The following is a 12,963-nucleotide window of genomic DNA, read 5'->3' as shown; positions in this document are numbered from 1 at the left end:
GCTGCCTGTTTTCGTCTACCTGGCGCCTACGCCGTTGCCGAACTGAGCTTTGTGCAGGCGGCTGTAGATGCCGCCCGCTTCCACTAGCTCATCGTGACGGCCTTGCTCCGAAATGCCGTCCTCGGTCACGACGACGATGCGGTCGGCGTTCTTGATCGTCGCCAACCGGTGAGCGATGACGAGCGTCGTACGGCCGACGGACAGCTCGGCCAGCGATTGCTGAATCGCCGCTTCCGTCTCGGTGTCGAGCGCCGAAGTCGCCTCGTCGAGAATAAGAATCGGCGGGTTCTTCAGGAACATCCGCGCAATGGCGAGACGCTGCTTCTGGCCCCCGGACAGCTTCACGCCGCGCTCCCCGACAACCGTATCGAGCCCGTCCTTCTGCGACAGAATGAACGCCTCCAGCTTCGCGCGCCGCGCCGCTTCCCAGATCAGTTCATCCGATGCGCCGAGCTTGCCGTAAGCGATGTTCTCGCGTATCGTGCCCGCGAACAGGAACACATCCTGCTGCACGATGCCGATCTGCTTGCGCAGCGATTCCAGCTTAATGTCTTGAATGTCGTAGCCATCGACGGAAATGCTGCCTCCATCGATCTCATAGAACCGCGGCAGCAAGCTGCAAAGCGTCGTCTTCCCTGCGCCGGAAGGGCCTACGAACGCAACCGTCTCACCGGCGCGGATCGTAAGATCGATATGCTCCAGCACTTTAGCGACGCCCTCGTAACCGAACGATACGCCCCGGTATACGATATTCCCCTGCAGCCGATCGACCTCTACCGCATGAGGCTTATCCGCAATGTCTGGAGCGGTCTCCATCAGCTCCGTGTATCGCTTGAAGCCGGCGATGCCTTTCGGGTAACTCTCGATGACCGCGTTGATCTTCTCGATCGGCTTGAAGAAGATGTTGGTCAGCAGCACGAATGCTACGAAGTCCCCGTAGTTCAAGTTGCCCTGCAAGACGTACCACGTTCCCGCGATCAACACGAATACGGAAACGAGCCGCATAAGCATATACGTGATGGACGCGTTCATCCCGATGATTTTGTACGAGATGAGCTTCGCCTCGCGGAAACGCAGATTGTTAACCTTGAACAATTGCTTCTCATGCTTCTCGTTCGAGAAGGCCTGCACCACGCGAATGCCGCCAACCGTATCTTCGACCCGCGCATTGAAGTCGGCCATGTCCGAGAACAGCCGATTTGCAGCCTTCGTCATCTTGCCGTTGAACAGCAGCACGAGCCAAATAATGATCGGAACGACGATGAATGTAATCACGGCAAGCTGCGGATTAATGAAGAGCATGATGCCGAAAGCGCCGATTAGCGTCATTACGGCAATGAACATATCCTCCGGACCATGATGCGCAACCTCGCCAATCTCGAACAGATCGTTCGTCATCCGGGAAATCAGATGTCCCGTCTTCGTATTGTCGAAGAAACGGAAGCTGAGCTTCTGGATGTGGTCGAACAGCTGCTTCCTCATATCCGTCTCGATATTGATGCCGAGCATATGCCCCCAGTAGGTGACCACGAAGCTTAATATCGTATTAATGGCATAAACAACGAGCAGTACCGCGCAAGCGGTTACGATCAGACCCCAGTTTTCGTCCGGCAAAAGCGTGTTAATGACGTAGCTGACCGCGAGCGGGAAGATCAGCTCGAGCACCGCCAGCAGCACGGCACAGAAGAAGTCGAGGAAGAAGAGCTTCTTGTACGGCTTGTAATAGGCAAAAAATTTACGAAGCATCTGGGACTCCTTTTCTGTCGAATAAGCAAAATCGCTTACGTAATTGATAATGATTTTCAATTAAAATGATATAAAATGATACCCCCACTGTCAATATTTGTTTCCTGACACTCGCTTATTCGGCAACTATTCATGTCGAACTTGAAAATAACGAGCCAACTCCCACTGCCCGTGAGCCTAACTTCACGGCGTATGAGATCTGGCTCACTAATCTGGAAAATCTGCACCAATCATCGCAAAATAATGAATTCTGCCTCATTAAATAACGAGTTGCTCCACTCGCTGGCGCACACTACACAGGGAACAGTTGAACCTGCGCCTGCTTGCCGCTGACTTGAATGCCCGTCTGCTTCTTGCCCGCCGAAGACAAGTCGGCCACGAGCCGCTCCAGAAGCGCCTTCGCCTGCGGACCTTCTTTGCCTTGAATGCGGACGACAAGCTGTACGGCATTGCCCGATTGCAGCAGCTTCTCGGCTTGCCGCAGCTTCGTATCGTAGTCATGCTCCTCGATATGCGGCGTAAGTCGAAGCTCCTTTACCTTGGCAGGCTGCTCCTTTACGCGCTCGGCTCGGGATTCCTTGCTCTGCAACTGCTTCGCCTGTCCTCTGCCGACGAGCTTGCATGGCGGCGGACTGCTCATGAGCGACACGCAGACGAGATCGGCTTTCAGCTCGCGAGCCAGCGCCAGAGCTTCATCCTTCGTCATAACGCCGAGACTCTCGCCGTTCAGCCCTGTTAGCAGCACTTCGGAAGCTCTTATTTTTTCATTCATTACTAATCCGGAAGCCATATTATGCCCTTCTCCTCTTCGCCTTGATTATCGTCGGTTAACGTCTATTATACGCCGGGAGCCGCCGGTTTTCTAATGCCAGGTACAGCCGAAGCCGCTTTGTCGGCCTCCTCCTTCTGCTCGGCCAAACGCAAATATTTGCGCCCGCGCCAACGGAACAGCGACACGATGCCGCGAACGTACTCGTCGAGAATCATGCAGGCATAGATGCCGATCAAACCCCAGCCGAGCTCGATGCCGACCCAATAAGCGAGCGCCGTTGCGAGCAGCCACATCGAGAATATGGAGGACCACATCGTAAATCGCGTATCACCCACCGCATTCAACGAATTGCCCAGTGCCATATTCAGCATTTTGCCCGGTTGCAGAAGAAGATTCATTCCAAGCAACGATACGCCGATCGCGATAATGTCCTTATTCGGCGTGAATAGGCCAAGCAAGCGGCTGCCGAACAAGTAAATGACGAGGGCGTTCACGGTGACGACAACGAGGCCGATCCATAAGGCCCGGTAAGCCGTACCGTAGGCCTCCTTGATCTTCCCCGCCCCGAATAAATGAGCAATCTGGATTTGCACCGCAAGCGCAATCGAGTAGCCGAGCATGAAGCAGAACGATTCGAGCGTGTTCATATACGTCCTCGCAGCCAGCTCGCCGGCGCCAAGCAGCGCGATGAAAGAGTAGATCAGCAACTGCGTGAATACCCAGCAGGACGTATTAACGCCAAGCGGCCATCCGATGCGCAATATTTCCTTAAACAGCTTGCCGTTGAACGTCTTGAAATCTTTAATGGCAATGCGATGTTCGAACGTAAACAGAAACATAATGAAAAGTACAATCGCGGCCAGCAGTCGGCAGACGACCGTTGAAATGGCGACGCCAAGCAAACCCCATTTCGGAAAGCCCAGCGCACCGAAAATAAATCCGTAGTTCAGAATCACATGGACAACGTTCATCCCAATGGCAATGTACATAGGTCCCTTCGTATTGCCGGTGTTGCGAATCGCCGTACTAAGCGCGGACATGAGCGCCACAAGCACCATGCCTCCGCCTACGATCGATATATACGTCTGAGCAAGCGGCAACAACGTATCGGGCAGCTTCAGCAGCGCAGCGATCTCGGTTGGCCAAACGTATAGGATCACGCTGAGCACCAGTCCAATGACCGCGCTGACGGATACCGACATAATGCCGATCGTTCTCGCATCGTGAACCTGGCGCGCGCCCAGCTTCTGGGCGATCAAGATACCGGCTCCACTAGCCACCGTCACGAGCAGCGTCGTTACCGCTTGAAACAATTGATTGGAGAAGCCCACAACGGCCACCGCGTCATCCGATATCCGGCTGACCATGAGCGTATCCGCCGCTCCGAGCAAAAACTGCAAAAACAATTCGATAAAAATAGGCCAAGCCAGCACCCATAATGATATTTTCTGTCCGCGATCCGCCATCCTATAATCCCCCTGCGCGAGCCGCCCTTCCGCGGTCTCATCCTCGTCTGTCTCAACCGTCGTCTTTTCAAATTATAGATGCTATACTGAGCTTGATGTATCAGTTTTACAACCGAAACTTTAAAAATTCAAACCTCGATGCTTATCGATAAAAGGAGGATTGTCCCCTTATGCCGCTTATTCGTATGACCATTCCTCCGCTCCCTCATTACATAACAGGCGGTCTGGCCGTTGCTCCCGGGGGACGCAAACATCCAAGCAGACGCAACATCGGCGTGTTTGATCTGCTTATCGTTACGGACGGTTGCCTCTATATGGGGGAAGAGGATCGTCATTACGATGTCGAACCCGGACATGCGCTCATTCTGCGGCCTGATGCCCACCATTACTCGACGAACGCGAACAAGGGGCAGACGACGTATTACTGGATTCATTTTCAAACGACGGGGGACTGGAGCGTGGCCGAACATGCGCTTGAGAGACCAACGGAAGACAGTCCGGCGATGTCGGTGCATACAACCAATATTTATACTACGAAAACCTTCGTCAAGCAGCTGCCGCAATTCACGAAACTGCTTCAGCCTACGAAAATGGCGAACTCGCTGCAGCGGCTTGTCCAGCTTAATACGAACGATCATATTCCAAGCGTCCGTTGGAAGCAGCAGCTTATTTTCCAAGAAGTCATCGAGCACTTGTCGGCGTCGATCGAAATAAGCGGCCCGTCTCCCCAGGCGCTCTGCGCGGAGAAAGCCGCTTCTTACCTTCGGGCTCACTACCGTTCGGACATTACGGCGCAGCAGCTCGGCGAGAGCATCAACTTCCACCCGGTCTATATCGCACGCTGCATGCAGAAGGAATTCGGCTGCGCGCCCTTCGACTATTTGCTGCGATTCCGAATCGAGCAAGCGAAGCTGCTGCTGCTGCAGACCGACCTTGCCGTGGCGCGCATAGCAGAGGAGGTCGGCTTTAACCACGCCGCCTACTTCACCTCCTGCTTCGCCAAATACGAGGGCATCTCCCCTCGCAAATACCGCCAGCAGTTCTCGCACGGTTAAGCGGGAGCAGCAGCAAGGCTAACAAAAAAGCCGTCCCCTTTATCGGAGGACGGCTTTCATATGATTTGTTACATGCTTGCCGATGTCTTGCCTTTCGCGGACAGCGGTGTCTGCTTCGGCTTCCGCGAACTGGTGAGCAGCCTGCCGAGCCTGATCGAAGGCAGCTCCACGTAGTAATAGCTGGCTGCTGCAGCTCCGAATGAAACGACGAAAGCGATCATCGCGATAAACGCCGTATCCAACGTCCCGTTCAGCCTATGCAATAACGTCAGTAAAATAATCATATGGTATAGGTAGAGGCTGTATGAGATTTTGCCAAGGAAAAGCAGCGGTTTTTGATGAAGCAGCTTCAATGCGCGGGCCGATGACATGGCCGCCACAATGAATACGGATGCGCCTATGGCGATCAGCCAATCACCTCGCAGCTCCGTAATATGTTTGGCGAACGATTTGCCGTAAATAACCCATTTGTACGAATAGCTGAATAACGCCGCAATCATTAGGACTGCAATCAGCCAGCCGTTAAAGCGGCTATATAGCTGCTTCAGATTTTCTCTATATTGGGCCAGTAGCGCCCCAACGACGAAGAAGGAAGCGTAGTGCAGCGAGATGACATAGTTGGTTGTATAGCGCGTCTCAATGACGCCGAGCAAATAGCTGCTAAGCAGCGAGAGCCCGATCGCAAGCGGCACGCCGGCCTTCCAGCCCCATTTTGCCACTAATATCATTGCAAATGGGAATAGCAGCGAGATGCGCATCTCATGGACAAGCGTCCATATGATCGGATTGTATTTGGTCGTATTGTAGTTCGTAATGAACCGCAAATGATCGCCGATCGACGCAAAGTCCGGCGACCTCGTCCATAGGCTATTGAAGTAAGGCGTCAAATCCGTCAGCTTATGCATAAACACAGCTTCCCGGAACAGTATCGCGATAAGTAACGCAGCCACGAACGGCAGATAGATTCGGCAAATCCGCTTAACGACATATTTGACGTACGATTGCTGTTTGTTGCTATAGAATGGCAGCGACAGTACGAAGCCGCTAAGCAGGAAGAACATAATAACGGCTTCATGGCCGCCCCAGAACGCATGCAGCGGTGAATATTTCAACACATTTAGCGGATACTCAAGAAAGCCCATGCTTGATGTATTCTGAGCCATAGGCATGAACACCAGGAAGAAATGTCCGATCATAACGGCCAATGCGGCCAACCCTCTAAGCGAATCCAATTGGTCATACCTTTGCTGCAAGTCACTGCACCTCAATTTCCAGTTGAACTTATTATCGACTTAGACGATTATATCGGATTGATGCAGGTTTGTCCGCATTTTTTTGTTTCCTACCCTCACTCAATTTGGAAATCGCCGCTAATGAGCGCGATCTTCTCCTGCTTCGGAGCATCTTCCAACGATACTTCTTTTACCAGTCGGTAAGTACCAGCCGGGAGCTCCCTCGTTAACGGAATGACCCCTTCGAAGGATCCGCCGGTACTTACCATATAACCGATCGAATTAAACATCATCATTTTATATCCAGCCCTATGCCAGACGCCGTCAACGGACTTCTCCAATGTAAAATCATCCCCGAACCGCAATTCATGCTTGGTAGAGTTCGTAATGAAGTAGTGTATTTCTTCTGCGGGCTTTAGAACCTTTTTCGTTAGCGTGAAGGTAAGCTTCTTGTCCTTTTGGAACTCATGCACCTCGCTTTCGGACGGCTCAAATATAATCAGCTTGTTATAAGCGGGGTTATCCGGGTCGAGCGCGGCCTCGATTTCCTCCGGACTAAGGGTAGGCGCCGGAGAGACGGTCGGTGATTCAGTTGGCACAGGCCGCTCCCCGCCCGTATTATTCGTGCAAGCGGTTAGAAGACTACAGAGAGCGATCATTGCGATACAACCTCGTATAAAATAAAGCTTTCGACGCAGCATGTCCATAGATGGTTATCCCCTTCTTTTCTTTAACTACATAAACGAGCCTCTTCATAAATTTGTTTCGGGCATGCTCAAAAAGACCCGAGCACCTCGGCAAGCTTGATTCGCCTGCCGGGATGCCCGAGTCTCGTTTGTATCTAGTATGATGCTATTGTCGTTTAGTCAATAAATCCAATCAGCTTAAGCGTACGTTGCAGCATCGTCACCGCTTCCGCGCGAGTAGCCTTCGCAGCAGGAGCAAACATATCGTCAGTCTTGCCTTCCACGATGCCCGCAGCGAGCGCTTCGGCTACTGCCGTCTTCGCCCAAGCCGCTACCGTCCCTGCATCCTTGATGGCAGACAACGAATTTGTTGCGTTTGCTTTCGCCGCAATCGTTGCCGCTGCGTCCGCATCCGCGAAACGAACGGCTTTTAGCAGAATCGAAGCAATCTCTTGTCTCGTTATCGTCTGATCCGGACGGAAGGTACCATCTTCATAGCCGCCGATTAGACCCGCTTGTATAGCGGTTTCGATCGCAGGCGCATACCATTTGCTCGCCGAGACATCGGAGAATTGGCCGCCGGCAGCGACTTCGTTCAAACCAAGGGAACGAACGATGATAGCCGTGAACTCGGCACGCGTAATATTTTGATTCGGGTCAAAACGGTTCTCGTCCACACCGCTCACAATGAGCTTCGATGCGAGCGATTCAATCGCCGATTTCGCCCAGTGGGAGGATACGTCGTCGAACGTTCTGCTTCCGTTAATGACCGTGTATGCGCTATTGCCGTTGCGTTTCATGTTAACCGTCGTATCCCCGCCAACCGCCACGAATGTTGACGGCACGAATGCGAGTCGGCCTGTCGCTTCATCGAAGCGGACGGCTGTTGCCGTATTTCCGTTAACCGAAGTACCCTTTAATGTAATCGTACGGTCATTATACGTTTCTCCGAACGATGCGATCGTATACTTGGTGCCGTCAGCACCTTCCGCTACCAATGTGAACTCCAGTGCACCCGCGAGCAAATCAACATTTTGGCTTGCAGCCGCCTGTTCGATCTGCTCGCTCGTACCGCCATTCGCAGGATTGATGGATACACGAAGCCTAATCGCTTCGGCTCCTAGCTGCTTGCTGATCTCGTTCCAGTCGATCGCCGAGAGCGGAAGCTCGTAGCTGACGTTATCGCCCTCAATGACGATCGTTAAGTCCGGATTCGAAGCTGCCGCTGCTTTCACGCTAGCTGGCAACACGACCGAGATACCGTTATTGCCAGGTGCACCCGCATCGAACGCAAGTTCATTCGTGCCCGCAGGAAGCTCCTTCAGCTTATTTGCGAATTGCTCTGCCGTAACGTTCAATTCGCCTGGCTTAGCCTCTGGCGTTGGGGTTGGTGTCGGCTCCGGCGTCGCGCTTGGGCTAGGCTCCGGCGTTGCCTCCGGTACGGTTGGCGTACTCGGCTGCTTCGGCGCTGTAATCTCGTACACCGCAACGGTACCGGACACCTCATGCGCCGCCAGCAGCAGCGCCTTGCCCGTCGGGCTCTTCGCGGCAGGCACGAATTTCAAGCCTTCCGGCGCGATATCGCCTGCTTCATTCGCTTCGATATTGCCATCCACACGGGATGTAATATAAGTCACGAAAGTCGGTTTCTTCGGATTCGTAATGTCGTAAACCATCACGCCGCTGATCCGCTCAAGGCCGATGAACGCATATGTTTTGCCTTCGACTTTGCCGACTTCTACATATTCAGGTTCAGGGCCTTTCGCCGCGCTTCGTACGTCCTTATCGTTGCTCTCTTCGTTATCTGCGTTAAAGTAAGGCAAATCCTTCGTTAATTGCTCGAACTGATCGCCGCTATCGAATACGAGCTCACCTGTCGAGGCGTCCCATACGGAGAACGAACGAGCGCCGTAACTATAGAGCCTGTCGTAGACACCGTTATTCAGGCCGTCCACGTTCGATACGTTCAACCTACCCAGCAGATTGTCCGCGCCGAAAGCGTTGTTTGTCCTAAACGCATCCAATTCCGCTTGCGTGAAGCCTTCATAATAGGCTTTATTAAGCTGGATGCTGTCTTTGATCGACTTGATTCTCTTCTTCTCGCTGAAAGCGTCATAATCCCGGTCGTCGCCTTCGTTAGCTGTCAAAATGTACGACTTGCCGCCATAGCCCGTAATCGCCATCCCGTCCGGCAAATACATGCCTAGTACAGGCTGCGGCTTAATATCGATAATGCTGTCTCTATCCGACGCATCGAAGCCGTTGCCCGGCAAAGAATGATCTTTGAAACCTAAAGCGTGGACGCTCGTCACTTGCTTCGACGTCAGATCGACCTCTGCCATTGCGTTGTTTTCTTGCAACGATACGTATGCTTTCTTGCTGTCAGCCGACACTACGATATATTCGGGCTCCAAGTCTTGCGCTGCACTGGATCCTGGTCCGAAGATCCGCACGTCCTCGGGAATCGTAACATTGCCGAAGCCTGCCGTCGCTACGTTCTCATCCGTCAATGAAGCGACTTCGCCTGTCACGTCGATAATGGACACCGAGCCTTCAGGGTCAGGCGTATAGTTCGTGTCCGGCTCACCTTCGTTGGCGACCAACAATTGCTTGCCGTCCGGCGAGAACGTCAGCATATCGGGCAGCGAGCCTACCGTAACCGAGGTAATCGGAGTGCCGTCCATATCCATGAACACGACTTTGCCCGGGTCGGTCCTCGGGCTTGCAGGCACGGATGCCGCAATATAATCACCCGATGGATGAACGGCCACACTTGTTATTCCATCCGGAGTAAAGCCTCCAATGTTGAAACTATCAACCGTTACGCGGCCGACTCGTTCAATCGTCTCTTCCTGACCGAGCTTGGAGAGATCGATAATATCGATCGCTTTCTCGGCCGAGTTGGTCGAGTATGCGCGTTTGCCTTCCGGGTCGTATACGACGATTTCCGTACCCGCATTCAGGTAGCCGGCTCCGCTGTCATAACCCGCGATTTTCTCCATCGAGAACGTTGATACGGCCGCTTCCGCCTTATTCAGGTTAACGGGGCCGATTACAGTGAACGCCATAAGTCCTGCAGCCGCAAGCTGCAGTGCTTTGCGGATACTTTTGCTATTAGTATTGCGTACGAAGCTCACAATAGTTCCTCCTACGATCTCGCGATCCCATTGTACCTATCCGATTTTTCGCTTGGCGTTCCTTCATGACTATATGATTCGATCCGAGCGTATCCTAGGTCAAAGTTAATCGTACAAGTCGACTATTAAGCCTATGTAAGCAAGATATAGAGTTATTGTAAATACTTCCAGACCCCGGTTATATTATGGCGCGAATGACGGATTCAATGTCCATCCATTAGCAGCATATACAAAAAAACGATCCGGAGGGACATAGCCGCCCTCCGAATCGCTTTGTTTCTTCCTATATAATATTACAGCAGTTCCTTGCGCAGCTCCGCTCCGGACTTCGGCGACAAATAAGCGAACGGAACATCGAATACCGTCTTTGCCCCTGCTTGACCTTCGGAGGCAAGCTTGTACACCGCCCGCGCATAAGCAACGAGCACGCTAGCCGTAAATTCCGGATTGCTGTCCAGCTTCAAGCCGAACTCGATAATTTGCGTACTGTTCTCGCCCGTCTTGCCGCTGCGAAGCACCATGCCGCCGTGGGGCATCGTCGAATGCTCCGCCTTCATCGTCGCTTCGTCGATAAAGCGAACCGTCGTATTATAGTCGGCAAAATAGTTCGGCATCGTACGAATCTCCTCGGCAATCGCCGCTTGATCCGCGCCTTCATCCGCTACGATATAACACTCGCGCAAATGCTTCTCGCGTGTAGCGAGCTCCGGATTTTCGCCGCTGCGTACCCGGCCCACCGCTTCCTCGCTCGGAATCGTGTACTGCACGCCATGCTTGACGCCCTTTACGCGGCGAATCGCATCGGAATGGCCTTGGCTGACGCCTTTGCCCCAGAACGTATACTCCTTGCCCTCCGGCAGAATCGATTCGGCCAGCAGGCGGTTCAGCGAGAACAAACCTGGATCCCAGCCGGTCGAGATCACACTGACTTTGCCGCTCGCGCTGGCGATCGAATCGACCTGTTCGAAGTACTCCGGAATGCGCGCATGCGTATCGAAACTGTCGACCGTATGGAACAGACGGGCGAATTGCGGCCCTTGCTCCGGAAGATCGGTAGCCGATCCGCCGCACAGAATCATAACGTCGAATTCGCCTGCCAGCTTCTCCGCCTCATCGATATAGTACGCTTTTGCCTCGGAAGGAATCGTTGCCGGGTCGCGTCGCGTAAAAATACCGTCAAGTCGCATGTCCGGGTTTTGTTTAATAGCCATCTCTACGCCGCGACCCAAGTTGCCGTAGCCTACAATCCCAATTCGGATCTGTTGTTTCATGATGCCTTCACCTCTTCATTATATAAGTGCTATCGTTAGATCCAGCCGCGCGCTTCCATCGCCGCTGCAATCCGCTTAATCGAAATCATGTAAGCCGCCGTACGCAAGTCGGTCTTGTGCTCCGCAGCCAAATCGCGAACCGCGACGTAAGACTGGATCATATTCGTCTCCAGTTTCTCCAGCACCTCGGCTTCGCTCCAGTAGTAATGCATCAAGTTTTGAACCCATTCGAAATAAGATACCGTTACGCCGCCCGCATTCGCAAGCACGTCGGGAATGACCGTAATGCCTTTGGCAGCCAGGACGCGATCCGCTTCCGGTGTCGTTGGGCCGTTAGCCGCTTCGGCTATGATCTTCGCCTGAATGCGGTCGGCATTCACTGCCGTAATGACGTTCTCGAGCGCAGCAGGAACGAGAATATCGACATCCAGCTCCAGCAGCTGTTCATTCGAAATCGAATATTGCTTGCCGTAATCGGCAATGGAAGCCGTATCCTTCAGTTGCCCGATCAGCTCCACGTCAAGCCCGGCCGCGTTGTAGATACCGCCCTTGGAATCGCTGACCGCCACGATCTTGCAGCCTGCCTCGCTAAGCAAGCGGGCGGCAATGCGTCCGGCGTTGCCGAAGCCTTGAATAGCTGCAGTCGCGCCTTCCACCGGAAGACCTTTGTCCTTAAGGGCCGCCAAGATTGTGTATACGCAGCCTTGCGCCGTTGCCTCGTTGCGCCCTTTGGACCCGCCGACGATTAGCGGCTTGCCTGTAATGACGCCCGGAGAAAATTTTCCGCTAAGACGGCTGTATGTATCCATCATCCAACCCATAATTTGCGGCGTCGTGTACACGTCTGGCGCAGGAATATCTTTGTCCGGGCCAACGAAATCGGCGATGGCTTCCATGAACGCGCGGCTTACGCGCTCCAGCTCGCCCTTGCTCATCGTGCGCGGATCGCAAATAACGCCGCCTTTGCCGCCGCCGTACGGCAGGCCGACTACGCCGCATTTGAAGCTCATCCACATCGACAGCGCCTTCACCTCGTCAAGCGTAACTTCCGGGTGGAACCGGATGCCGCCCTTCGTCGGTCCGATCGCATCGTTATGCTGGGAGCGATAACCTTCGAATACGCGAATCGAGCCATCGTCCATACGAACCGGGAAGCTTACCGACAGTACTCTTTTTGGATGCTTCAGGATGTTGGTGACATGCTCGGGGAGCTGCAATAGCGCAGCAGCCGCATCGACTTGCTGTTGTGCGATTTTGTACGGATTTAACGTTTCTTCAGCTATACTTACGGTCATTGTGTCTCCGTCCTTTTCTTACCACATCGGAATGTTTAAGTGCTATACAGCGATAAAGCGTAAAGAAAATCATTTCAGATTGGCGATAAAAACTTCCGCTTAAACGCGGTCGCTCATCCTCGAAGTACTCCGATAGGAGTTTTTCTCAATGTTCGGCTTTAGCGCGGCACTCTATTAGAGCTGCACTGAACGCTGATTTTTTCATTTTACCTGTTTCAATCTCTTTTTGAAACTATTTTTTAGCGTAATAATGCAAATATTTTACGCATTAGTCCATTGTCAACTTCATTTTCATTGAGTGTT

General features: G+C 53.0%; 9 protein-coding genes. 1 reads left to right on the top strand and 8 read right to left on the bottom strand.

Annotation, left to right across the window (positions count from 1 at the left end; translation table 11 throughout):
• Positions 1 to 15: 15 nt before the first annotated feature.
• The 3 genes from J2T14_RS21950 to J2T14_RS21940 form a co-directional block, all read right to left on the bottom strand.
• Positions 16 to 1,746, bottom strand: a complete 1,731-nt coding sequence (locus tag J2T14_RS21950) for an ABC transporter ATP-binding protein (RefSeq protein ID WP_307474193.1) — start codon at positions 1,744 to 1,746, stop codon at positions 16 to 18.
• Positions 1,747 to 2,038: 292 nt separating this feature from the next.
• Entirely contained in the window at positions 2,039 to 2,536 is a 498-nt protein-coding gene (gene infC / locus J2T14_RS21945) for a translation initiation factor IF-3 (protein WP_307474191.1), read from the bottom strand.
• A gap of 47 nt (positions 2,537 to 2,583) precedes the next feature.
• Positions 2,584 to 3,984 carry an MATE family efflux transporter gene (locus tag J2T14_RS21940; protein ID WP_307474188.1) on the bottom strand — a complete coding sequence of 467 codons (1,401 nt, stop codon included), beginning with the start codon at positions 3,982 to 3,984 and terminating at the stop codon, positions 2,584 to 2,586.
• A gap of 170 nt (positions 3,985 to 4,154) precedes the next feature.
• Between J2T14_RS21940 and J2T14_RS21935 the strand changes: the two genes are divergently transcribed.
• Positions 4,155 to 5,039, top strand: coding sequence for an AraC family transcriptional regulator (locus tag J2T14_RS21935; RefSeq protein WP_307474185.1), 885 nt, complete (start codon positions 4,155 to 4,157; stop codon positions 5,037 to 5,039).
• A 68-nt stretch (positions 5,040 to 5,107) separates the two neighbouring features.
• Here J2T14_RS21935 and J2T14_RS21930 read toward each other — a convergent pair whose 3' ends face one another.
• The 5 genes from J2T14_RS21930 to J2T14_RS21910 form a co-directional block, all read right to left on the bottom strand.
• Positions 5,108 to 6,292: an acyltransferase family protein gene (locus tag J2T14_RS21930; RefSeq protein ID WP_307474183.1), complete on the bottom strand. Its 1,185-nt coding sequence runs from the start codon at positions 6,290 to 6,292 to the stop codon at positions 5,108 to 5,110.
• A gap of 95 nt (positions 6,293 to 6,387) precedes the next feature.
• Positions 6,388 to 6,870: an immunoglobulin-like domain-containing protein gene (locus J2T14_RS21925; protein WP_307474181.1), complete on the bottom strand. Its 483-nt coding sequence runs from the start codon at positions 6,868 to 6,870 to the stop codon at positions 6,388 to 6,390.
• A gap of 263 nt (positions 6,871 to 7,133) precedes the next feature.
• Entirely contained in the window at positions 7,134 to 10,094 is a 2,961-nt protein-coding gene (locus tag J2T14_RS21920; protein WP_307474179.1) for a choice-of-anchor I family protein, read from the bottom strand.
• Positions 10,095 to 10,387: 293 nt separating this feature from the next.
• A complete protein-coding gene (locus J2T14_RS21915; protein ID WP_307474177.1) occupies positions 10,388 to 11,365 on the bottom strand; it encodes a diaminopimelate dehydrogenase in 978 nt (325 codons plus the stop codon).
• Between the two features lie 35 nt (positions 11,366 to 11,400).
• Positions 11,401 to 12,660, bottom strand: a complete 1,260-nt coding sequence (locus J2T14_RS21910) for a Glu/Leu/Phe/Val family dehydrogenase (protein WP_307474175.1) — start codon at positions 12,658 to 12,660, stop codon at positions 11,401 to 11,403.
• Positions 12,661 to 12,963 lie beyond the last annotated feature (303 nt).

The organism is Paenibacillus harenae (assembly GCF_030812415.1).
Classification (GTDB): Bacteria; Bacillota; Bacilli; order Paenibacillales; family Paenibacillaceae; genus Pristimantibacillus; species Pristimantibacillus harenae_A.
This window is presented reverse-complemented; position numbering and strand designations above follow the sequence as displayed.

What these genes read in the sequence shown, in the direction of transcription:
- J2T14_RS21950 (WP_307474193.1), bottom strand. Translation starts at nt 1,746, where the DNA reads ATGCTTCGTAAATTTTTTGCCTATTACAAGCCGTACAAGAAGCTCTTC.
- infC (WP_307474191.1), bottom strand. Translation starts at nt 2,536, where the DNA reads ATGGCTTCCGGATTAGTAATGAATGAAAAAATAAGAGCTTCCGAAGTG.
- J2T14_RS21940 (WP_307474188.1), bottom strand. Translation starts at nt 3,984, where the DNA reads ATGGCGGATCGCGGACAGAAAATATCATTATGGGTGCTGGCTTGGCCT.
- J2T14_RS21935 (WP_307474185.1), top strand. Translation starts at nt 4,155, where the DNA reads ATGCCGCTTATTCGTATGACCATTCCTCCGCTCCCTCATTACATAACA.
- J2T14_RS21915 (WP_307474177.1), bottom strand. Translation starts at nt 11,365, where the DNA reads ATGAAACAACAGATCCGAATTGGGATTGTAGGCTACGGCAACTTGGGT.
- J2T14_RS21910 (WP_307474175.1), bottom strand. Translation starts at nt 12,660, where the DNA reads ATGACCGTAAGTATAGCTGAAGAAACGTTAAATCCGTACAAAATCGCA.